The organism is Sphaerisporangium sp. NPDC051017, from assembly GCF_040683095.1.
Taxonomy (GTDB): domain Bacteria; phylum Actinomycetota; class Actinomycetes; order Streptosporangiales; family Streptosporangiaceae; genus Sphaerisporangium.
On sequence record NZ_JBFBCI010000066.1, the window covers coordinates 1 to 21,737 of the forward strand.

Annotated in this window: 17 protein-coding genes, 1 pseudogene and 1 CRISPR repeat array; of the genes and pseudogenes, 9 read left to right on the plus strand and 9 right to left on the minus strand. The window is 70.1% G+C overall.

The window, feature by feature from the left end; translation table 11 throughout:
• Positions 1-119 precede the first annotated feature (119 nt).
• Positions 120-1,000: direct repeats of the CRISPR family, unit length 30 nt; unit sequence GTCCTCATAGCCCCTACGAGGGGTCGCAAC.
• A 358-nt stretch (positions 1,001-1,358) separates the two neighbouring features.
• From AB0M95_RS34390 to AB0M95_RS34405, 4 genes are all read left to right on the plus strand, one after another.
• Complete coding sequence (locus AB0M95_RS34390; RefSeq protein ID WP_363773855.1) at positions 1,359-2,546, plus strand: hypothetical protein; 1,188 nt, start codon at positions 1,359-1,361, stop codon at positions 2,544-2,546.
• Between the two features lie 58 nt (positions 2,547-2,604).
• Positions 2,605-3,036 (plus strand): BlaI/MecI/CopY family transcriptional regulator, encoded by a 432-nt coding sequence (locus AB0M95_RS34395; protein WP_363773858.1) that lies wholly within the window; start codon positions 2,605-2,607, stop codon positions 3,034-3,036.
• 3 nt (positions 3,037-3,039) lie between these two features.
• Positions 3,040-4,086 (plus strand): M56 family metallopeptidase, encoded by a 1,047-nt coding sequence (locus AB0M95_RS34400; RefSeq protein ID WP_363773861.1) that lies wholly within the window; start codon positions 3,040-3,042, stop codon positions 4,084-4,086.
• Positions 4,087-4,163: 77 nt separating this feature from the next.
• A complete protein-coding gene (locus AB0M95_RS34405) occupies positions 4,164-4,580 on the plus strand; it encodes a PPOX class F420-dependent oxidoreductase (RefSeq protein WP_363773864.1) in 417 nt (138 codons plus the stop codon).
• A 204-nt stretch (positions 4,581-4,784) separates the two neighbouring features.
• Here AB0M95_RS34405 and AB0M95_RS34410 read toward each other — a convergent pair whose 3' ends face one another.
• Complete coding sequence (locus AB0M95_RS34410; RefSeq protein WP_363773867.1) at positions 4,785-6,467, minus strand: alkaline phosphatase D family protein; 1,683 nt, start codon at positions 6,465-6,467, stop codon at positions 4,785-4,787.
• Between the two features lie 78 nt (positions 6,468-6,545).
• Positions 6,546-7,081, minus strand: a pseudogene (tnpA, locus tag AB0M95_RS34415) (IS200/IS605 family transposase).
• Between the two features lie 130 nt (positions 7,082-7,211).
• Between tnpA and AB0M95_RS34420 the strand changes: the two are divergent.
• Positions 7,212-8,477, plus strand: a complete 1,266-nt coding sequence (locus AB0M95_RS34420) for a transposase (RefSeq protein ID WP_363773870.1) — start codon at positions 7,212-7,214, stop codon at positions 8,475-8,477.
• 46 nt (positions 8,478-8,523) lie between these two features.
• Here AB0M95_RS34420 and pruA read toward each other — a convergent pair whose 3' ends face one another.
• Positions 8,524-10,203, minus strand: a complete 1,680-nt coding sequence (gene pruA, locus AB0M95_RS34425; RefSeq protein WP_363773873.1) for an L-glutamate gamma-semialdehyde dehydrogenase — start codon at positions 10,201-10,203, stop codon at positions 8,524-8,526.
• Between the two features lie 8 nt (positions 10,204-10,211).
• Positions 10,212-11,129, minus strand: coding sequence for a proline dehydrogenase family protein (locus tag AB0M95_RS34430; protein ID WP_363773876.1), 918 nt, complete (start codon positions 11,127-11,129; stop codon positions 10,212-10,214).
• A gap of 94 nt (positions 11,130-11,223) precedes the next feature.
• Here AB0M95_RS34430 and AB0M95_RS34435 point away from each other — a divergent pair, with 94 nt between their 5' ends.
• Entirely contained in the window at positions 11,224-12,309 is a 1,086-nt protein-coding gene (locus tag AB0M95_RS34435; protein WP_363773879.1) for a helix-turn-helix domain-containing protein, read from the plus strand.
• Here the strand turns inward: AB0M95_RS34435 and AB0M95_RS34440 are convergent.
• Complete coding sequence (locus AB0M95_RS34440; protein WP_363773882.1) at positions 12,287-13,393, minus strand: family 16 glycosylhydrolase; 1,107 nt, start codon at positions 13,391-13,393, stop codon at positions 12,287-12,289. The two genes, AB0M95_RS34435 and AB0M95_RS34440, sit on opposite strands and share 23 nt — an antisense overlap.
• A 110-nt stretch (positions 13,394-13,503) precedes the next feature.
• On the opposite strand from AB0M95_RS34440, the gene sthA reads away from it, so the two are divergent.
• Both sthA and AB0M95_RS34450 read left to right on the plus strand, forming a co-directional pair.
• Positions 13,504-14,907 (plus strand): Si-specific NAD(P)(+) transhydrogenase, encoded by a 1,404-nt coding sequence (gene sthA, locus AB0M95_RS34445; protein WP_363773885.1) that lies wholly within the window; start codon positions 13,504-13,506, stop codon positions 14,905-14,907.
• 279 nt (positions 14,908-15,186) lie between these two features.
• On the plus strand, positions 15,187-15,891 hold the full coding sequence (locus AB0M95_RS34450) for a neutral zinc metallopeptidase (protein ID WP_363773888.1): 705 nt from the start codon (positions 15,187-15,189) through the stop codon (positions 15,889-15,891).
• A 174-nt stretch (positions 15,892-16,065) separates the two neighbouring features.
• On the opposite strand, the gene AB0M95_RS34455 is transcribed toward AB0M95_RS34450, so the two are convergent.
• Entirely contained in the window at positions 16,066-16,599 is a 534-nt protein-coding gene (locus tag AB0M95_RS34455; protein ID WP_363773891.1) for a hypothetical protein, read from the minus strand.
• 356 nt (positions 16,600-16,955) lie between these two features.
• Here AB0M95_RS34455 and AB0M95_RS34460 point away from each other — a divergent pair, with 356 nt between their 5' ends.
• Positions 16,956-18,314: an FAD-dependent oxidoreductase gene (locus AB0M95_RS34460; protein WP_363773894.1), complete on the plus strand. Its 1,359-nt coding sequence runs from the start codon at positions 16,956-16,958 to the stop codon at positions 18,312-18,314.
• Positions 18,315-18,408: 94 nt separating this feature from the next.
• Here the strand turns inward: AB0M95_RS34460 and AB0M95_RS34465 are convergent, their stop codons facing one another.
• The 3 genes from AB0M95_RS34465 to AB0M95_RS34475 all read right to left on the minus strand — a co-directional run bounded on the left by AB0M95_RS34465 (position 18,409) and on the right by AB0M95_RS34475 (position 21,735).
• The gene (locus AB0M95_RS34465; RefSeq protein WP_363773896.1) at positions 18,409-19,374 is read right to left on the minus strand and encodes a sugar-binding domain-containing protein; all 966 of its coding nucleotides are present in this window, start codon (positions 19,372-19,374) and stop codon (positions 18,409-18,411) included.
• Between the two features lie 121 nt (positions 19,375-19,495).
• Entirely contained in the window at positions 19,496-20,488 is a 993-nt protein-coding gene (locus tag AB0M95_RS34470; RefSeq protein ID WP_363773899.1) for a D-ribose ABC transporter substrate-binding protein, read from the minus strand.
• Positions 20,489-20,583: 95 nt separating this feature from the next.
• On the minus strand, positions 20,584-21,735 hold the full coding sequence (locus AB0M95_RS34475) for an ABC transporter permease (protein WP_363773902.1): 1,152 nt from the start codon (positions 21,733-21,735) through the stop codon (positions 20,584-20,586).
• Positions 21,736-21,737 lie beyond the last annotated feature (2 nt).

Here is a 21,737-nt window from a genome sequence, read left to right on the forward strand (position 1 = left end):
TGAACCTGCGCCTGGAACCTTTCGGCACGTTCCCATCTCCTTCGGACTGTTACCACCCTATCGGGCGGTATGTCCGGAATCTCTGGGGCACCTCACAGTCCCTTTGTGTTTTTACGGGTGTCCTCATAGCCCCTACGAGGGGTCGCAACCAAATCACTTCCCTACGCGGTCAACAAGGGACGGCGCGGTCCTCATAGCCCCTACGAGGGGTCGCAACTCGCACCCGTTGATGTGTTCCCACATCTCTCCGTAGTCCTCATAGCCCCTACGAGGGGTCGCAACATGTACTTGCGGCGAGTCTGCCCAAGGATGATGGGTCCTCATAGCCCCTACGAGGGGTCGCAACTGCGGGTAGGTCCCGAGAGCCACCGGATAGTCAACGGTCCTCATAGCCCCTACGAGGGGTCGCAACAGCTGGCCGACGAAGATCTCGAAGGTGCCGCGTGGGTCCTCATAGCCCCTACGAGGGGTCGCAACGGCAAAACGGGCGGTACTTCTCATACCAGTATGAGGTCCTCATAGCCCCTACGAGGGGTCGCAACGCGTACTCCGGTTGTCCGGCACCGAGCTTGAACTGTCCTCATAGCCCCTACGAGGGGTCGCAACGTGTGGATCTTCAGTGTGCTGGCGAATCCCGGGCCGCGTCCTCATAGCCCCTACGAGGGGTCGCAACGGGTAGACGGCCGGGCGGCGGTACTCCGTGAACGAGTCCTCATAGCCCCTACGAGGGGTCGCAACGAGTACTCCTTCACCCCGGACAGGTGGTGGACCAGGTCCTCATAGCCCCTACGAGGGGTCGCAACGGGTCGTCCAAGTCGCTCGTCCACGTCGCGGTAAGGGGTCCTCATAGCCCCTACGAGGGGTCGCAACCCGGTCCTGCTCGGCTACATCCGAGCCGTGGACAGGGTCCTCATAGCCCCTACGAGGGGTCGCAACCTGGTGGCGCGGACCACCAGGATCATGTTCCGGAGTCCTCATCGCCCCTACGAGGGGTCGTAACATGCCGTAATTCTGTACATGCGCAGCGCGACTCAGTTGCTGGTGAGGTGCGGCTTCTGGGGGGTTGGGCCAGGGTTTGCGGTAGGTTCTCGCGTCCTCGGCGGCGTCCAGGACGTCCTGCAGGGGGCCGCCGAGGCCGGCCTGCACGGCGGCGGTGTCGATCGGGCGGCGCAGTTTCGGTCCCGACGGGCGCCGGTGTAGGCGGTGCGGCCGGACCGGCCGCGGACATTCCACCGCTTGCTACTATTCGTGCGAGTAGTATCTACTGACTGGTGCTCCTGGTCGCCAGTGACCGTGTCCCCTTTTCTTTCTGGAGCGTGCGCATGGTGTCCACCTCTGCCCCACCTCTGCCACGGCAGATGGCGAACAAGGTGCCCCTGGTCACAGCGACCTTCTGGGTCATCAAGATCCTCTCGACGACGGTAGGCGAGACGTTCGCCGACTACCTCACGGTCAATGTCGGGCTCGGCCCGGTGCTGACCGATGGTCTGGTGTTCGTCGTCCTGGCGGCGGCTCTGGTCCTGCAGGCGTCTTCCCGCCGCCACACCCCGTGGATCTATTGGCTGTCCGTGGTCTTGGTGAGCATCTCGGGAACGCAGATCACCGACTTCCTCACCGACACGCTCGGGATCAGCCTGTACGTCAGCACGGCATTGTTCACGGTGCTTCTGGCCGTGGTCTTCATCGTCTGGCATCGGCAGGAGATGACGCTGTCGATCACCGCGATCAACACGCCCCGGCGGGAGGCGTTCTACTGGGCAGCCATTCTGACCACGTTCGCGCTCGGCACCGCGGCAGGCGACCTGGCCACCGAGGCGTTGAGCCTCGGGTTCCGCAACGGTGCGCTGCTGTTCGGCGGCGCCTTCCTCATCACGCTGGTGCTGTGGCGGGTCGAGGCCTGGCAGGTGCCGGCGTTCTGGGCCGCCTACATCCTGACCCGCCCGCTGGGTGCCGCAGTCGGTGACCTGCTGACCCAGGACCATTCGCTCGGTGGTCTCGGCCTGGGCGCGACCAGGACCAGCATGCTGTTCTTCGCCGTCATCGTCGTGCTGGTCGCCCGCGAGCAGGTGGCCGCGACCAGGGCCCGCCGCGCGGGCTCGCACGCCGAGGGCAAGTCGGGCAGGGCTAGCCTGGGCCGGCCCGCGGACCTGGGGTGGGCGGCCGCCGGCATCGTGATCGTCGTCGGGATCGGCAGTTGGATGTCAGCAGGCGCCGCAGCCCAACCCGCCGATTCCCCTGCGGGGGTGACGCAGGCATCGAGTTCCAAGCTCGGGGACCTGTCTTCCTTCGCCGTCATCATCGACGACGTCAACGCACTCACCGCCAAGGGTGACCTGGCTGGGGCGAAGGCCCGGATCAAGGATCTCGAGGTGGCCTGGGACGCCGCCGAGGCTGGTCTCAAGCCCCGCTCGCCGAGTGACTGGCACGCTCTGGACGGTGCGATCGACGGGGCGCTGACCGCGTTGCGGGCCGACTCCCCGAGCCAGGCGCGATGCGGGGCGGCGATGAAGACCCTCGAGACGACCCTGAAACACCTGCAGGCATGAGCCCGCACCTCTACGGCGCAAGCTACGATTGCGGTCTGTAGTAGACCTGGGGGTGGGAATGACCGAGTCGCCGCGAAGGTCAGGCAGGCGTCCCCCGGGCGTCCTGGAGCAGGAGATCCTGGATTGCCTGACCGAGGCCGGTGGACCGCTGACTCCTGGTGAGGTGCAAACCCAGCTTGGTGGCGAACTCGCCTACACCACCGTAATGACCACCCTCGCCCGGCTGCACAAGCGAGGGCTGGCCGAGCGCGAGCCCGCCGGCCGCGCCTACGCCTACCGGGTGGCCTCCGACGCCGTGGCGGCGCAGTCGATCGCCGTGGCCGCGCAGATGAGCCGTCTGCTCGGGAAGGGCAGCGACCGTGCCGGTGTGCTTGCTCACTTCGTCGCCGACCTCGGTCTCGAGGACGAGCGGCTGCTCACCGAGCTGCTGCGCGGCCTCGAAGACGGTCGCCACGGGCGGGGGAGTGCCCGCCGGACAACGGGCGAGTGAGCGGTGGCGTGGCTGGTGTGGTCACCGCTGGTGGCCAATCTCGTGCTCGGCCTTCTCGGTCCGTGGATCGCGCGAACCCTGCCGCCCGGGATGGCGGTCCGACTGGTCCCGATCGCGATGGTGATCGTGGCCATGGGCACGGGGACGGTGCTGACCACGTTCGGGTTCCTGCTATTTGCGCAGGTACCTGAGGTGGCGTGGCTCGGCAACTGGTCCGCGAGCCGGCTCGGCGCCCAACAGCCGTGGCCGGTGGCGGCCGAGGCGATGGCTGGGATATGCGCCGCACTGCTGCTCGCCGCGGGTTTGCACACGACCGCGCGGGTGATTCGCGAGCTGGTCAGATTCGCGGGCACGGCCCGGCGACTGGTACCGGGTCCCGACGGGGTGGTCATCGTGCCCGGTGCGGTGCCGGACGCCTACACGCTTCCAGCACTGCCCGGAACTCCCGCACGTATTGTCGTGACGACCGCCATGCTGCGCGCTCTGGACGGTGAGGAAAGCCGTGTGCTGTTCGCCCACGAGGCAGCTCACGTCTCCGGCCGGCACCACATCTACGTCCAAGTGGCGCACCTCGCCTCCGCGACCAACCCCCTCCTGCGCCCCACCGCCCGCGCGGTGCGGTTCGCAGTCGAGCGAGCCGCCGATGAAGCCGCGGCGCACCGGCTCGGCAACCGCCGGCTGGTCGCCCGCGCGCTGGCCCGTGCGGCACTTGCCAAGGCCGCCGCGCTGCGCGCCGATGACCTCGGCCAAGGATCCACGGGCACCTCCTCCGTCAGCCTGTCGGCCACCGGTGGACAGGTCGCCCAGCGTGCGGCCGCCCTGCTGGCACCGGCACCACGCCCGCGCCGCGCCATCGCCGTCGGACTGCTGGCGCTGACCACCATCACGCTCCTGGGCTCCTCGGTGGCAGTGGACCAACTCGACGATCGGCTCGACCAAGCCGAGCTGCCCGCGCCAGTCCTGTCATCCTCCCTGTACCGGAGTTCCGAGTCCCTCGACCTGGCCGCGCTGCCCGGCGAGATCACAGTCATCGTCGGCGCGAACGCCTAGTTCGGCGCCGTCGGCGCCGTCCTGCTGGTCCTTTCCGGGTACGGGCCGACATGACGTAGCGTGACATTATGGAACGGATGAGTGATAGTGAATGGCGGCGGTTCGTGCTGGAGGGCACGCGGACGGGGAAGATCGGGGTCACCCGTGGCGACGGCCGCCCGCACGTCACCCCCATATGGTTCACGCTGGACGGCGACGATCTGATCTTCACGACCAGTGCCACCGGCCAGAAGGCCAAGAGCATCCGCCGCGACCCTCGTGTGGCGCTGTGCGTGGACGATGAGCGGGCGCCGTACGCGTTCGTCATGATCGACGGCACGGCGACCCTCTCGGACGACCTGGAGGAGTTGCTGAAGTGGGCCACCGTCCTCGGCGGCCGGTACATGGGCCCCGATCGCGCCGAAGAGTACGGCAGGCGCAACGGCGCGCCGGGCGAGGTCCTGGTACGGGTCCGCATCGGCAAGGTGATCGCCGCCAAGGACATCGCCGTCTGAACACTTGCGGGCCGACCGGTGCGGGCCGCAAGTGTCGTCCGGAAGCCGTGGTCCGAACGCGGGGGACTGAGGACCGCGTGCGGTGGCGATGGCGGCTCCGGGGTTTGGAACTCCTCAACCGCACCCGGTGGCGCGGGAAGGGGGCGGTTTCGGGACGCGGCGGCCCGAAGGCCGGGCGCCGCGGCGCCTCCGGGATTCCGCGGGTCAGGGACGCTCGGTCTCCAGCCGGACGGTGTCCTCGACGGTCGTCTCGCGGGTCGTCCTCAGCGCGGGGTCGACCGGGCGCAGGTAGGTCTGCCGCACGCCGGGCACCCGGTCCTCGACGACGAAGGTCGCCTTGGTGTGCACCGGGGAGCCGGGCACCTGGACCTGGGGCACCACGCGGAAGTCGGCGGTGAGTTGCTCGCGGTCCACCTTGGTCAGCACGTAGCCGCGCTGGTTGTTGTAGAACTTCAGATGCGGGTTGATCCGCAGGAACGGGTGGGCGGCAGGGTCGGAGTCCGCGCCGTCGCCGCCTGTGCTGATCGAGGTGGCGACCAGCTCCGACCCGACCGCCGGGCTTCCGGGGTCGTCGTAGTCGAGCTTCAGGTCCCCGGCCCAGTGCGCGTGCACGTCCCCGGTGAGGACGACGGCGTTGCGCACCTCGGCGTCCACCCAGCCCTGGGTGATCCTCTGGCGGGAGGAGACATAACCGTCCCAGGCGTCCATGCTGGTCACCTTGGCGGGGCCGGGGTCGTTGTCGCGCCGGCCGAAGAAGACCTGCTGGCCGATGATGTCCCACTGGGCACGCGACTGGTGGAACCCGTCGATCAGCCACCGCTCCTGCTCGTCCCCGGTGATCGAGCGGGCCGGGTCGGAGGCCGCCGGGCAGTCGCGGTACCCGTCGCCGCAGGCCTGGTCGTCGCGGAACTGACGGGTGTCCAGCATGTGGAACGTCGCCAGGCGGCCCCACCGGATCCGCCGGTAGAGCTGCATGTCGATGCCGCGCGGGACGGACGTGCGGCGCAGCGGCATGTTCTCGTAGTAGGCGCGGAAGGCGGCCTCGCGGCGGGCGAGGAAGTTCGGCTGCGGGACGTCGGGCCGCTCGGGCACCTCGCCGGCCCAGTTGTTGTCCACCTCGTGGTCGTCCCAGACGACCAGCCACGGCGCGGTGGCGTGCGCGGCCTGCAGGTCGAGGTCGGCCTTGTACTGGGCGTGCCGCTGCCGGTAGCCGGCCAGCGTCTCGGTCTCCGGGCCCTCGTGGTCGCGGACGTTGCCGCCGGGGATGGTGTAGGTGTTCTTGGTGTACTCGTACTGGTAGTCGCCGAGGTGCAGCACGATGTCGGGGTGGTCCTCGGCCAGGCGCCGGTAGGACGTGAAGTAGCCGTGCTCGTACTGCGCGCAGGAGACGAACGCCATGACGAGCGGCCCGCCGAATGTCAGCGGGTGCGGCGCGGTCCTCGCCCGGCCGACGGGTGACACGTACCCGCCGAGGCGGAACCGGTACCAGTAATCGCGGCCGGGCTGCAGTCCCTCGACCTCGACATGGACGCTGTGCCCCCACTCGGGGCCCGCTACCTCGACGCCCGCGCGCACGACGTGGCGGCAGCGCTCGTCGGCGTACACCTGCCACAGCACGGCGAACGGGCGGGACGGCATGCCGCCCATGCCGTCCTCGGCCGGCGGTTGCGGGGCCAGGCGCGTCCAGATGACGAACCCGCCGGGGCCGGGGTCGCCTGAGGCGACGCCCAGCATGAACGGGTCGGCGCGCAGGCCCCGGGAGGCGAGGCTTCGCGCCGTCTCGGCGGCGGGGGCGGGCTCGGCGAGCGCCGAGGTGGCGGGGACGGCGGCGACCGCCCCCGCGGCCAGTCCGGTGACCAGGAAGGATCGTCGGTCGAGGTGCGGCACGGAGGACTCCCAAGGTGATCACGTGTGGGACATCCGTAGCCATACCGACGATCATGACCCGTCAGTTAACGCAGATGGTCATGAAAAGGGCATACGTCTCCATCGCCCCGCCCTGTGACACCGGGGACGTTCCCGTCCTTCTCCTCCTCGGCCCAAGCTCCGGGTAAAGCCTCTACCGGTTTCGTCCGTAGTGCTCCGGCCTTCAGGCCGGGGTGAAGCGGACCGTCCCGCGTAGCGGGGCATGACCGATTCGCCGTCAAGTGAACCGGCGTCCACTCCGATCAGACCGGTCGTTTCTGCTGCTCGATGTACTGCTTGAGCACGGTCAGTGGGGCCCCGGCCAACCTGCCCGGCGAAGTAGGAGCCGGACCAGAAATGATCACCCTGCAGGTGCTTGCGGGCGTGGGCGCCGAACTCCTTGCGCAGCATCCGAGCCGAAACCCCTTCAACGAGTTGACCGGCTTGGACAAGGCGACCTTGGGCGGATGGTGGACCATCAGGTGGACGTGGCCGTGCCTCGCCGTTGAACTCACGATGTTCGACCTCGAAGACGGCACAGACCTCCCGCATGATCTGTTCGCTTCGGACCGGCATCGGGCCGGTGAAGGCGCCACGCCGATACTTCGTGATGAACACCAGACGAACGCAAAATGGGCGTGGAGGTTGGAGACGACGTGCCGTCCGGTGCGCGCATCGAGGTTCGGTTTCCGTCCCGGTGACGCAATGAAACGATACGATCACGGTGTGGCGAAGGTAAAGCAGGCGCGGGCGCATGTGGCCCGCCTGGAGTTGAGCGTGGCCCAGGCGGCGGTGCTGGACGGTCAGGCGCACACCGCTCGCGCGCTGTGGAACCTGCTGCACGAGTACTTCACCTTCCGGCAGGGCCGGTTGGCGACGTTGAAGGAGTGCGATGAGGCGATCCGGGTGGCTCGTGGTGAGATCGACTGGATGGGCCGGCTGCCCGCCCAGGCGGCTCAGGCGGTGCTGAAGACCTACCGGCAGGCGTGGGTGAACTTCTTCGACCCTGATCACCCTGCGGGGCGCCCGAGGTTCAAGGCCCGGTTGAGATCCCGGATGGCCGTTGATGTGCCCCAGGCCCGCGATCTGCAGATCAAGCGGGTCAACCGGCGGTGGGGTGCGGTCAGCCTGCCCAAGGCCGGGCGGGTGCGGTTCCGGTGGACCAAGGACCTGCCCGGCGTCACCAAGGGCGGCCCGGCCGGGCGGATCACCGGAGCCCGCCTGGTCAAGGACGCCTTCGGCTGGCACATCGTGTTCCGGACCGAACGCCAGGTGCCTGCCCCGGTCCGCCACTGTGGCCCGCAGGTCGGGATCGACCGGGGAATCAACGTCGCCCTGGCCCTGTCGGACGGCACCCCGCGTGAGCACGGGCCCTGGCTCACCGGCGGCGAGAAAGAACACCTGCGCCGCCTGGAGAAGAAGTCCGCCCGCCGGCGCGCCGCCCGTACCCCCGGGCAGCGGATTTCTCATCGGCTGACCCGTACCTATGACCAGATGGCCAGGCTCCGCGCGACAGCCAAGCGCCGAGCCGTGGACTGGCAGCACAAGACCACCACCGAACTCGCCGGCACCTTCGGCGTGGTCGTGGTGGAGGATCTGAAGATCACGAACATGGTCCGCTCCGCCACGGGTACCGTCGAGCGACCCGGCCGGAACGTGACGCGGAAGGCGGGGCTGAACCGTGCCATGAGCGGCGAGGCGTGGGGCCGTACGGTCACCTTGCTGGAGTACAAGACCCGTGATCGCGGCGGGCTGGTGGTGAAGGTGCCCGCCCCGGGCACCTCGCAGACCTGCCACCGGTGCGGGCACCGCGACGCGGCCTCCCGTGACGGCACCCGGTTCTCCTGCGCCGACCCCGGATGCGGGTGGACCGGCCACGCCGACACCAACGCCGCGATCAACATTCGCAACGCCGCAGGAACTGTGGTGTCAGGACGTGGAGACCTCGGGACTGCCCGGTCTGCGAAGCGTCAACCCCCGCGCGCCGCTTGACCACGACGCGACGGGAGAACCTCCGGCCTTCAGGCCGGGGAGGAGTTCAATCGGAGTAGCCGAGCTTCGACAGGCTCGGCTGCTGCCAGCCGCTCTGCGGGATGTCACCCCGGAAGGGCGGCGTGACGACCGGCGGCACGAACGTCTCCTTGATCGCGCGGGCGTTGACCCAGCGGACCAGGTTGAAGATCGAGCCGGCCTTGTCGTTCGTCCCCGAGGCCCTGGCCCCGCCGAACGGCTGCTGGCCGACGACCGCGCCCGTGGGCTTGTCGTTGACGTAGAAGTTGCCCGCCGCGAAGCGCAGCCGCTCGGTCGCCGAGGTGATCGCGTACCGGTCCTGGGCGATGATCGAGCCGGTCAGCGCGTACGGCGACACGCCCTCCAGTTGGTCCAGCACGGTGTCGTAGTGCCCGTCGTCGTACACGTGCACGGCGAGGATCGGCCCGAAGTACTCCTTGACGAAGATCTCGTCCTCGGGGTCGGAGCCGACCAGGACGGTGGGCCGCACGAAGTAGCCGGTGGAGTCGTCGTAGGAGCCGGTGAGCACCTCGACCGAGCCGGTGGCGCGGGCGCGGTCGATGGCGTCCCTGTTCTTGGCGAACGCGCGGGCGTCGATGACCGCGCCCATGAACGTCGACAGGTCGGCGGCGACGTCGCCCACCGTCAGCGACTCGGCGGTGGCCACGAAGTCGTCGCGGATCGCCGACCAGATCGAGCGCGGGACGTAGGCGCGGGAGGCCGCCGAGCACTTCTGGCCCTGGTACTCGAACGCGCCGCGGATCAGCGCCGTGGTCAGCACGGCCGGGTTGGCGGAGGGGTGGGCGAGCACGAAGTCCTTGCCGCCGGTCTCACCGACCAGGCGGGGGTAGGACCGGTAGCCGGCGATGTTGGCGCCGACGGTCCCCCACAGGTGCTGGAAGGTCGCGGTGGAGCCGGTGAAGTGGATGCCGGCCAGGCGCGGGTCGGTCAGCGCCGCCTCGGAGACGGCCGCGCCGTTGCCGGTCACCATGTTGATGACGCCCGGCGGCAGCCCGGCCTCCTCCAGCAGGCGCATGGTGAAGTGCGCGGCGAGCTGCTGCGTCGGCGACGGCTTCCATACGACGACATTTCCCATCAAAGCCGCGGAAGTCGGCAGATTCCCGGCGATGGCGGTGAAGTTGAACGGCGTGATCGCCAGCACGAAACCTTCGAGCGGCCGGTACTCCATGCGGTTCCACACGCCCGGCGACGAGCTCGGCTGCTCGGTGAGCAACTGGCGGGCGAACGCGACGTTGAAGCGCAGGAAGTCGATCAGCTCGCAGGCGGCGTCGATCTCGGCCTGCTGCGCCGTCTTCGACTGCCCGAGGATCGTCGCGGCGTTCAGCGTCGCCCGCCACGGCCCCGACAGCAGGTCGGCCGCCTTCAGGAAGATCGCCGCGCGCTCCTCGAACGGCAGCGCCCGCCACGCCGGGGCGGCCTTCAGCGCCGCGTCCACGGCGGCCCGCACGTCGGCGGCCGAGGCGTCGGCCGTGCGCCCGAGCACTTGCGCGTGGTTGTGCGGCTGCACCACGTCGATCGGGGCGCCGGAGGCCATCCTCCGCTCGCCGCCGATCGTCATCGTCAGATCGATCGCCGGGCCGGACAGTTCCTTGACGCGGCTCTCCAGGGCGGCCCGCTCGGCGCTGCCGGGGGCGTAACCGTGGACCGGCTCGTTGGCCGGGACGGGGACGTTGGTGACGGCATCCATGGAAGACCTCACTTGGAGCGGAGTGAACGCAGGAAGAAGGCGACGTTGGCCGGGCGCTCGGCGAGGCGGCGCATGAAGTACCCGTACCAGTCGTCGCCGTAGGGCACGTAGACGCGGACCGTGGAGCCGGCGACGGCGAGCGCCTCCTGCTTGTCGGTCCTGATCCCGTAGAGCATCTGGTATTCGAAGGAGTCGCGGCCGCGGCTGTAGCGGTCGGCGAGCAGCTCGGTGATCGAGATGAGCCGGTCGTCGTGCGTGGCCACCATGGGGTAGGCCTTCCCCCGCATGAGGATGCGCAGGCACCGCACGTACGCCTTGTCCACCTCGGACTTCTTCTGGTGGGCCACCGAGGCCGGCTCGGCGTACGCGCCCTTGACCAGGCGGACGCGCGAGCCCTCGTACGACAGATCGCGCAGGTCGCCCTCGCTGCGCAGCAGGTACGCCTGGACGGCGACGCCGGTGGCGGGGAAGTCCTCGCGCAGGTCGCGCAGGATCGACAGCGTGGAGTCGACCGTGGTGTGGTCCTCCATGTCCAAGGTCACGGCGCTGCCGGCGTCGCGGGCGGCGGCGCAGATCTCGCGCGCGTGGTCCAGGGCCATGCCCTGGTCGAGGCGCTGACCCACCGCCGACAGCTTGACCGACACCTCGGCGCGCTCGCCGAGCCCGAGCGGCCGCAGCGCGTCCAGCATCGCGACGTACGCCTTGACCGTGCCGGACGCGGCGCGCGCGTCGGTGGTCTCCTCGCCCAGATGGTCGAGGGTGACCGACAGGCCGGCGTCGGTGAGGCGGCGCACGGCGGACAGCGCGTCCCCGGCGTCCTCGCCCGCGACGAACCGGTTCACCACGTGCCGGGTGACCGGGAATCCCGAGACGGCGCGGCGCGCGAGAGGGCTCCGCGAGACCGCCAGAAGCAACGAACCGAGCATGTAAACCACCCTAAATCCGCAGTTCAGTGGCTTCCATGGACATCCGCCACGCCCGGCGTCCACCCGATTCATACAGATGTATGACAATGTTCAGGTGGACCTGCAGGAAATCGTGGACGAGATCGCGCGCGTGCTGGACGCCCCCGCGACGCTGGAGGACCGCTCGCTCCAGATGCTCGCCTACGCGGCGCAGAGCGGCGACATCGACACCGTGCGGCGCGAGTCCATCCTGCGCCGCCGCGCCACCGACGAGGTCCGCGCCTACTTCGAGGGCTACGGCATCACCTCGGCCGCGGGCCCCGTGCGCATCCCCGCCGACGAGGGCCTCGGCGTCCTCGCCCGCGTCTGCGTCCCCCTGCGCCACCGCGGCGTCACCTACGGCTACCTGTGGCTGCTCGACGCCGGCGCGCTCGGCGACGAACGGCTGGCGCAGGTCGTGCCCATGGTCGACCGGGCCGCCGCCGTCCTCGCCCGCGAGGCGCGCAGCCGCCAGGACCTGGGCGAGCGCCTGCGCGACCTGCTGTCGGCCGACCCCGAGCTGCGCGCCGCGGCCCGGCTCGACCTGGCGGGGCCGGTCGCCGCGATCGCCGTGCAGAGCGCGCCCGGCGGGGTCGTGCCGCTGTGGACGCTGCCCCGCGGCGTCCTCGCCGACCCCGGCGACCCCCTCACCGCCGTCCTGGCCCCCGCCGCCCAGGCCGAGGCCGTCGCGTCCCGGGTGCTCGGCATGTACGGCACGGCCGCCGGCATCGGAGGCGTCAGGGAGGACCCCGGCGAGGCGTGGCGGAGCTGGCGCGAGGCCACCCTCGCGCTGCGCGTCGCCCAGCGGGTGCCGAGGTTCGCGCCCGTCGCCCGCTGGGACGGCCTCGGCGTCCACCGCCTGCTGGCCCGGCTGCCCGGCGCGGAGCTGGCCGACCTCGCGGCCGAGGCGGCGGCGCTGGACGGCGAGCTCGCGCGAACCGTGGAGACCTACCTCGACCGCGGCGGGCACGTCGGCGAGACCGCCGCGCGGCTCGGCGTGCACCGCCAGACGCTGTACTACCGGCTGGCCAAGGCCGAGCGGGTCACCGGGCTCGACCTCGCCGACGGCGAGGACCGGCTCGTCCTGCACCTCGGGCTCAAGGCGGCCGAACTGCTCGCGGGACCGGCCCCGCGCGGGGTCAGGGCGCCCGGTAGATCTTGACCCAGTCGACGAACATCGACACCGTGGCCGGCGTGGTCGAGTCCCGGCAGGGCGACCACTGGTTGCAGACCACGTCGTTCTGCAGGGTGAGGTGCATCGGCCGCCCCGGAGGGACGTTCGGCCCGGTGTAGTCCCACGTCTTCCTGCCGTCCAGCCAGAACGTCAGCCGCCCCGGCAGCCAGTCGACGGCCACCGTGTGCCACTGGGTGAAGTCCGCGCGCATGAGGCTCTGCGCCTGCCGCGACTCGCCGCGATGGATGAAGATGCCGCCGGTCTGCCGCGACGCGTCGATCACCTCGGCGAAGTCGATCTCGGTGTACTCGGGGCTCTGGCTGTCCGGCCACAGCAGCGTGACCAGCGAGTACCCGCGGCCGGGCTCGCCGCGGAACCGGACCTCCCAGCGGCCGTAGGTCTGCGCCAGATGGCCGGCGACGCCGCCGGAGAGGTCCTGGCCGCCGTAGAAGCCGCCGGTCATGTGCAGCATGCCGTCGTGGACGGTGGTCGCCTGCGAGGTGCGCGGGTTCACCGCGGCGCCGGGGGAATGGTAGACGTCCCACTTGCCCCGGTCGATCTGCGTGCCGTCGAAGTTCTCCACGAGGACCGGCGTGCCCCACTTGGGATCGGCCTGCGCGGACACGTCGGCGCCCGCCGTGGGGCCGGGCGCCGGCGGCGCGCTCGTGCGGGGGGAGACGGTCGCGGCCGGGGGAGCCGTCCGGTCGGCGGACCAGGGGCCACCGGGGGGAGGGGCCGGAGAGTCGATGCCCCGGGGAGGGGCGGAGGCCGTGGGCGTGCCGCCGTACCTGCGGTCGTACACGGGAGGCGGGGGCCCGTCCAGCGAGTTCCCGCCTGGCCGGCCGGCCCCGCCGCCGCCCGGGGCGGTGGGGCGGCTCGTCACCGGCGGCGCGTGGGGCGGGTAGACCGGGAGGGACGCCGTGGGCGCGGGGGACGTGGGGGAGGCGGGGGCCGCGGTGCGGGCGGCGGGAGGCCGCGATTCCCGGGACTGCTTCGGGCCCTGCTCGCCCGGGACCGGGCAGAGCGCCAACGTCGTCGCCGCTACGATCATGTATGCGCTACGAATCGACATGCGCCCATGAAACCAAGCATCCTCCTGTGATCCCAGTGTTATAGCGAATTCGCGTCTCAGTAGGATCCGGGGTATTCACCTTGCAACAGGCAGGCCCCACACTTGGCCTTGTGTCGGATTTCGAGGTACTTGTTCTGGGTTCTGGCCCCGGCGGTCAGAAGGCGGCCATCGCGGCGGCCAAGCTCGAACGCAAAGTGGCCATTGTCGAGCGGCGCGACATGATCGGCGGGGTGTGCATCAACACCGGCACGATCCCCTCCAAGACGATGCGCGAGGCCGTCCTCTACCTCACAGGCCTCAACCAGCGGGAGATGTACGGGCAGAGCTACCGGCTGAAGGAGGACGTCACCATCGCCGACCTCACCATGCGCACCGCGCACGTGGTGGGACGCGAGATCGACGTGGTCCGCAGCCAGCTCTCCCGCAACCACGTCACGATGCTGGTCGGTTGCGGCCGGTTCCTTGACCCACACAGCGTCGAGATCGCCGACGAGAACGGCAAGACCACCAAGGTCACCGCCGACAAGATCATCATCGCCACCGGCACCCGGCCCGCCCGCCCCGCCAGCGTGGACTTCGACGACCGCACGATCATCGACTCCGACGGGATGGTCCGGCTGGAGCGCGTGCCCGAGTCGATGGTGGTCGTCGGCGCCGGCGTCATCGGCATCGAGTACGCATCCATGTTCGCCGCGCTCGGCACCAAGGTCACCGTGGTCGAGCGGCGCGACCGCATGCTGGAGTTCTGTGACCTGGAGGTCGTGGAGGCGCTGAAGTACCACCTGCGCGACCTCGCGGTCACCTTCCGCTTCGGCGAGACCGTCGCCTCCGTCGAGCGCCGGGCGCGCGGCTGCGTCACCGTGCTGGAGAGCGGCAAGAAGATCCCGGCCGAGACGGTCATGTACTCGGCGGGGCGCAACGGGGTCACCGACGGGCTCGGCCTCGCCGCCGCCGGCCTGTCCGCCGACGAGCGGGGCCGCATCGCGGTGGACGAGCACTACCGCACGGCCGTGCCGCACATCTACGCGGTCGGGGACGTCATCGGCTTCCCCGCGCTGGCCGCCACCTCGATGGAGCAGGGGCGGATCGCGGGTCACCACGCGTGCGACGAGCCGCTCAACGGCATTTCCCACCTCCAGCCGATCGGCATCTACACCGTCCCCGAGATCAGCTTCATCGGCAAGACCGAGGACGAGCTGACCAAGTCGCTGATCCCCTTCGAGGTGGGGGTGTCCCGGTACCGCGAGCTGGCGCGCGGGCAGATCATCGGCGACACCTACGGCATGCTGAAGCTCCTGGTGTCCCCGGAGGACCGCGGGCTGCTCGGGGTGCACGTATTCGGCACGGGCGCCACCGAACTGCTGCACATCGGGCAGGCGGTCATGGGCTGCGGGGGCACGGTCGACTATCTGGTGGACGCGGTGTTCAACTATCCGACCCTGGCCGAGTCCTACAAGGTGGCGGCGCTGGACGCGATGAACAAGATCCGCAGGATGGCGCGGTTCGCCGACTAAGCCTTTTCGGGCTGGACCATATTGAGGGATGGCATTTCATGAAATGTCACCCGTTACCTGCTTCGTAATAAAGGCACCATATGCTGCGCGATCATGCGCCGCATCCTCTCCCTCCTCAGCGCGTGCGTCCTTCTCACCGCCTGCACCGCGGAGCCGCCACCCGAGTTCCCCATGGGCGGGGGACGGTGGACCACTCCGCTGGCCACTTCCTCTTCCGCACCCCCGTCCCCGTCCCCTCCCCCCTCGCCTTCGCCTACGGTGAGGGAACTGCCGGACAGGGTGATAGCTCCGTGGGGCCGCGAGGCCGCGCTCAAGAGCCCGCTCTACAACGCGCCGAAGGCCGCGAAGGCGCGCTGCCGGCTACCTGCGTTCAGGACGGGCGGCCTCGCCTCGATGCGGCGCTACGGGAAGGCCATGTCCTCCTGCCTGGACGGCATCTGGGCGCGTGACTTCAAGGCGGCCAAGCTGTGGTTCGTACCACCGCGGGCCGTGTTCGTGCCGCGCCGGGTCAAGGATCGCGTGTGCGGTCAAATGCCGATGAAAGGCGCCGGCGGCACCTACTGCGGCCGGGCCAGGAAATACTGGGTCCTCCTGGAGCCGTCGGACGCCTACCGGGGGCAGGAGGCCTGGGTGGCCGAAGTCATCGCCCACGAGTACGGGCACCACATCCAGTATCTGATGAACATCACCGATTACGAGCACGCCGCCTGGTACGACGCCAAGACGCCGAAGGTCAAGGACGCCCTGAGCAGGCGCCTGGAGCTCCAGGCCGAGTGCCTGGCGGGCGTGGCGCTCAAGGCCATGGGCGGGGCCGTCCCGTCGCTCTGGGAGTTCCGGACCCTCTACCAAGGCACTCTCGACGCCCAGTGGGTCCGCGACCACGGGCGGCTCGCCACGCAACTGCGCTGGTTCGAGCGCGGGTACCGCGCGGGCGGCCCCAAGGTGTGCAACACGTGGAAAGCCCCCGGCCGGGACGTCACCTGACCACGGCCCGGGGCCCTGGGCGCGGCGCGGGACGCGGGGGCGCGCCTGGCCGTGGTCGCCCCGCGCGGCGACGACGCCCACCCCGTGGCCGCGCGCCTGTACCGGGGGCTCGGGTTCGGTGACGAGGCCAGAAGCCTCTTGTTCCGCACGCCCTGAAGATCGTGTCGCGCCGCCTCAGGCGTACGCGGCGACCATGCCGGTGACGACCAGCACCAGGGACGCGCCCGCGACGACCACGCCGAGCCTGCCCGCGATGCGCCGTCCCCGCCTGACGCCGAGCGCGAACATCGTCGCGTACGGCAGCCCCGCGTACACCAGGGGCGTGAGGCCGATGAGCGCGAACTGGGCCAGCACTCCGGCGGTCCCGGTGCGCACCACGCGGCCGGTTTCGACGTCGAGCCGTGCCCGGTAGCTCTGACCGGCCCGTGAGTCCGGCGAGGCCTGGAAGGTCTTGGTCTTCAGCGCGTCGTCGTCGGGGACGAACAGGCCCTGGCAGTCGTATCGCCCCTTGCCGAGCGCCTGGCAGGACGTGACGGTCAGGCTGCCGGGGGCGCCCGCCCTGCCGGTCGCGAGCATCAGGTCGCGGGTGGAGAAGAGCACGGGCGTCAGTCCCAGGACCACCCAGCAGACGAGAAGGATGTACATGCCGACGGGCCCGGGCGTGCGGCCCTTTCCCATCGCCCAGCCGGACGCGCTCGGATGTGTCATGGCGCCCATGGTGGCGGGCCGGACTTGGAAGCGGCTTGCCCCCGGCTGGAGGCACGGACGGCGGGGAAGCGGCGAAGCCCGTGTCACGCGACGCGACACGGGCTTTCGACGGGGAGGCGAGGTCAGGCGGCCTCGACCTCGTCCCGCTCCACGGGCTCGGCGCGGCCGGTGACGTCCTCGTACACGCGGACCAACTCGCCGATGGAGCGTCACGCGCGGCATGGGCCTGTGGGTGGCGCGGAGGCTCGCCAAGGAGCTGGTCCTCCGCACGGGGTTGAATGGGACAAGTCTGACAATGCGCTTTCAAATCTGACAAATCACAATGCGCTGCGCTCTGGCGGGGTACGTCAAGAAGCATGTGGCAGCGAACTCCACGCATACTCGTCGTGGGCGGCGGCCACGTCGGCATGTTCGCCGCCCTGCGGCTCCAGCGCCGCCTGCGCCGCGGCGAGGCCCGCGTCACCGTCGCCGACCTCGACTCGTACATGACCTACCAGCCCTTCCTGCCGGAGGCGGCCGCGGGGAACATCGAACCCCGGCATGTCGTCGTCTTCCTGCGCCGCGTGCTGCCGAGCTGCGAGGTCCTCAGCGGCCGCGTCGAGAACGTGCACCTCGGGTCGCGAACCGCCCGGTTCCAGCCCGCCGCCGGGCCCGCGCGGCATCTGGAGTACGACTACCTCGTGTTCTCGCCCGGCTCGATCTCCCGCACCCTGCCCATCCCGGGCCTCGCCCAGTGCGGCATCGGCTTCAAGACCCTGGAAGAGGCCATCCACCTGCGCAACCGCGTCATCGCCCAGCTCGACCTGGCCGTCTCGACCACCGACGAGCGGGTACGGCGGCGGGCGCTCACCTTCCTGTTCGTGGGCGGCGGCTACGCCGGCGTGGAGGCCCTGGCCGAGCTGGAGGACATGGCGGCCGATGCCTGCCGCTACTTCCCCGGCGTCGCGCGGCGGGACATGCGCTGGACGCTGGTCGAGGCCACCGGCCGCATCCTGCCCGAGGTCAGCCCCGAGATGGGCCGGTGGACGGCCCAGCAGTTGCGCCGGCGGGGCATCGAGGTGCGCCTGGGGACCAGGCTCGAGTCGGCCGTCGACCATCACATCATCCTCAGCGACGGCGACGAGTTCGACGCCGGCACCCTCGTGTGGACGGCAGGCGTCAAACCCCACCCGCTGTGCGCGAGCGGGGACCTGCCGCTGGACGAGAAGGGCCGGGTCAAGGTCGACCCCTTCCTCACCGTCGAGGGCACCCGGTTCGCCTTCGCCGCCGGCGACTGCGCCGCCGTCCCCGACCTCACCCGGCCGGGGGAGACCACCCCGCCCAACGCCCAGCACGCCGTACGGCAGGCCGCCCGGCTGGCCGACAACCTCCTCGCCACCCTGCGCGGCGGGTGCCGCCGGCCGTACGCGCACCGCGACACGGGCTCGGTGGCGAGCCTGGGGCGGTACCGGGGGGTCGCCAACGTTCGCGGGCACGAGCTGCGCGGGTACCCCGCCTGGCTGCTGCACCGCGCCTACCACCTGTCGAAGGTGCCGACCCTGGACAAGAAGTCGCGCGTCCTCGCCGACTGGGTCATGGGGTTCTTCTTCCGGCGGGAGATCGTCCCGCTCGGCGCCATGCAGGACCCGCGGCAGGAGTTCGAGTACGCGGCGCGCACGGCCCGCCAGGAGGCCGCCGAGCGCGTCCTGGCCCGGCCGGGGATCCGGACCGGCTGAGGAACCTCCCCGCCGGCACCGCGCGCAGGTCGTGAACCGTGCGGGAACAGGCGACCGCCGCGCGCCTGGATCCGAACGTGCTGCCCTTTCTCGGTCAGCCGCGGTTCAGGAGGGCCCGGGCGACGTCGACGTCGGTGATGAGGATGTTGATCCAGCCGCCGCGGGCCGCGCCGCGGATCGCGGCGAGTTTGGAGGCACCTCCGGCGACGCCGATGCGGCGATCCACAGCACGGAGCTGGTCCGGGGTTATGCCGATGATGCGGTCGTCGAAATCGGCTTCGACGGCTCGTCCCTCAGCGTCGAAGTAGCGGGTGCAGACGTCGCCGACCGCTCCGAGCTCCTGGAGCTGGCGCTGGTCTTCGAGGGTGATCGCGTTGCCGGAGCGGCGGAGCAGCGGGGAGGGCTCGAGGGTGCCGATGCCGACGAGTGCGAGGGTGAGGCGTGACCAGGTCTGCATGACCTGGGCGACGGTGGGTTCCTTGGACAGCAGCTCGCGGAGTTCGCGGCTGCCGACGAGTGCGGCCGAGGGCGCGAAGACCGGTCGTGCGCCGGTGAGTTCGGCGAGGCGGCTGGTGAGGCGGGTCGCGTGCAGTTGGACCTCTGGGCTTCCCGATCCGCCGACGATCTGGACGACCTCTTCCGCGACGGGGGTGGCCTTGGCGCGCATGACGTTGACCGATTCCAGGAGCGTGGCGCTCCAGGAGGAGATCCCGATGGTGTCGCCGCCCTTGAGGGTGGCGTCGAGGTAGGTGGCGGTCGCGGCGGCGAGTGCGGGAATGACGTCGGTTCCGGCGCCTTCGGCGTCGACGACGACGGCGTCGCGAAGCCCGTACTGCTGCACGAGGGCGTCTTCGAGTTCGGAGTGCACGCCGTCGGGGGAGACGACCACGGTGCGGACGACGTTGCGGTCGGCGGCTTCCTTGAGGAGGCGGGACACGCGCGGCTGGGACATGTTGAGCAGGGCGGCGATCTCGGGTTGACGTAGCCCGCGCTCGTGGTACATGCGCGCCACCTTGACCAGCAGTCGCAGGTGGTCGGGGCTGGGAGTCGAAGCGATCACCACGTGGTGTCCTGTTCCCTCTCGTTCAGGCGGGCGCGCCGGCCGGATGACCCGGTCTGCATGGTAAACGTTGCGAAGGCCAGGGGCGAGGCGCTGTGCTGCGCCCCTGGCGGTCGGCGGCTCAGAGCTTGGCGAAGACACCGTACTGGTCGGCGTTCTCCTTGGTGATGAGCTCGCAGTCGATCGACTGCTTCTCCTGCGCCCCGGTCGAGCCGGTCTTGACGAACTTGTCGGCCTGTTCGACCGCGGTCTCCGCGCCGAGCGCGGCCGGCTGCAGCGCCGTGGCGAGCATGGCTCCGGCCTTGATCTGCGCGATGGCGTCCGGGCTGCCGTCGAAGCCGACGACGACCACGTCGGTCTTCTTGGCGGCCTTCAGCGCCGCCACCGCGCCGAGGGCCATGGTGTCGTTGCCGGCGATGACGCCCTGGATGTCGGGGTTGCGCTGGAGGATGGTCTCCATCTTGCTGAAGGCCTCCTGCTGGTCCCAGTTCGCGGTCTGCTGCGCCACGCGCTTCATGCCGGGGTACTGGGAGATGACGTCGGCGAATCCCTTGGAGCGGACGCCGGCGTTGGTGTCGGACTCCTTGCCGGTGAGCTCGACGTAGTTACCCTGCTCCTTCATCGCCTTGACGAACTCCTGGGCGGCGAGCTGGGCTCCCTGGGCGTTGTTCGACACGATCTGGGCCTTGGCGATGCCGGTCTTGTTGATCTCCCGGTCGATCAGGAAGACCGGGATCCCGGCGTCGGAGGCCTTCTGGACGGGGCCGATCGAGGCGTCGGCGCCCGCGTTGTCGAGGATGATCGCCGCGGCCTTGCGGGAGATGGCGGCGTCGATCAGTTCGCTCTGCTTGTTGGGGTCGTCGTCGTGCGAGGCGACCGAGGTCTGGTAGCCGAGGCCCTCGGCCTTGGCCTTGGAGGCGTCGGCCTCCGCCTTGAAGAACGGGTTGTCGGGCGACGGGGTTATGATCGCGATCAGGTTGCTCTTGGGAGCGGCGGCGCTGGAGGCCCCCGCACCCTCGGGCTTGTCGGACGATCCGCACGCGGTGAGCGTCAGCAGGCCCGCGGTCAGGGCCGCGGCGGCCTGGACGACCAGACGGCGGCTGGGGTGGGACATGACTACCTCCTGTTGGGCACGTCGGCATCGACGATGGATGGGAATCGTGGAGAGCCGGACACCGAATCGCGCCGGTTGGTGGGTGAAAGTGATGGTCAGGGAGCCGTGTCTTCGGGCCTGACCTTGGTCGCGCCGAGGTCGGTCGGCTCGTTGGTGGCGATGGCGACGGCCGACGCCGCGGCTCCGCGGCGCTGGAAACGCTGCTGGCTCTGGTCGAGGATGACCGCGACGATGATGACGGTGCCCTTGATGAAGATCTGCCAGAACGTCGAGACGCCGAGGATGACGAGGCCGTCGGCGAGGAAGCCGATCACAAAGGCGCCGACGAGCGTGCCGCGTACGTTGCCGCGTCCGCCGGACAGGGCGGCGCCGCCGATGACGACGGCCGCGATGGCGTTGAGTTCGAAGCTGTCTCCGGCCTGCGGGGCGGCTGAGGTGAGTTCGGAGGCGATGATGATGCCGGACATCGCGGCGCAGGCGCCCGAGATCATGTAGACGATCGTCTTGACCCGCTTGACGGGCACACCCGTGAGTTCGGTCGCCCGCTCGTTGCCGCCGGTGGCGTAGAGCCAGCGGCCGAACGGCGTAGAGCGGAGCAGGACGGCCACGACGGCCACCAGGATGACCATGATCCAGATGGCGACCGGGAGACCGAGGGGGCGGCCACCGCCGATCCAGTCGAAGCCCGTGTTGTGCGTGCTGGGCTGTCCCGCCAGGTTGGGGTAGGTGGTGCCTCCGGAGATCAGGAGGGCGGCTCCGCGCGCGACGTACAACATGCCGAGGGTGGCGATGAACGGCGCGACGTTCAGCCTTGTGACCAGGATCCCGTTGACCGTGCCGACCACGGCGCCGACGGCGATGCACAAGATGACCACGGCCCACACCGGCGGGTAGGCGATGACGCCGAAGAGGCTCAGGCGCACGCCTTTGAGGAGTTCTCCGGCGACCACGCCCGACAGGCCCACGATGGAGCCCACGGACAGGTCGATGCCGCCCTTGAGGATGACCAGCAGCATGCCGAGCGCGAGGATGCCGTTGATGGCCACGTGCTTGGTCATGGTGATGAGGTTGTCGACGGTGAGGAACGAGTCGGACAGGAGGCTGAAAACGATGATCAGGACGCCGAGCGCGATGAACGCACGCAGTTCGAAGATCGAGTTGAGCGTCTTGAGCCGACGGGCCTCCGCGGCCGCCTGACGGCGCTGCTCCAGGACGGTCGCGTGGTCGTGGGTCAGGGTGTCGGTCATGG

What these genes read in the sequence shown, in the direction of transcription:
- AB0M95_RS34390 (WP_363773855.1), top strand. Translation starts at nt 1,359, where the DNA reads ATGGCGAACAAGGTGCCCCTGGTCACAGCGACCTTCTGGGTCATCAAG.
- AB0M95_RS34395 (WP_363773858.1), top strand. Translation starts at nt 2,605, where the DNA reads ATGACCGAGTCGCCGCGAAGGTCAGGCAGGCGTCCCCCGGGCGTCCTG.
- AB0M95_RS34405 (WP_363773864.1), top strand. Translation starts at nt 4,164, where the DNA reads ATGAGTGATAGTGAATGGCGGCGGTTCGTGCTGGAGGGCACGCGGACG.
- pruA (WP_363773873.1), bottom strand. Translation starts at nt 10,203, where the DNA reads ATGGATGCCGTCACCAACGTCCCCGTCCCGGCCAACGAGCCGGTCCAC.
- AB0M95_RS34430 (WP_363773876.1), bottom strand. Translation starts at nt 11,129, where the DNA reads ATGCTCGGTTCGTTGCTTCTGGCGGTCTCGCGGAGCCCTCTCGCGCGC.
- AB0M95_RS34440 (WP_363773882.1), bottom strand. Translation starts at nt 13,393, where the DNA reads ATGTCGATTCGTAGCGCATACATGATCGTAGCGGCGACGACGTTGGCG.
- AB0M95_RS34455 (WP_363773891.1), bottom strand. Translation starts at nt 16,599, where the DNA reads ATGACACATCCGAGCGCGTCCGGCTGGGCGATGGGAAAGGGCCGCACG.
- AB0M95_RS34460 (WP_363773894.1), top strand. Translation starts at nt 16,956, where the DNA reads ATGTGGCAGCGAACTCCACGCATACTCGTCGTGGGCGGCGGCCACGTC.
- AB0M95_RS34470 (WP_363773899.1), bottom strand. Translation starts at nt 20,488, where the DNA reads ATGTCCCACCCCAGCCGCCGTCTGGTCGTCCAGGCCGCCGCGGCCCTG.
- AB0M95_RS34475 (WP_363773902.1), bottom strand. Translation starts at nt 21,735, where the DNA reads ATGACCGACACCCTGACCCACGACCACGCGACCGTCCTGGAGCAGCGC.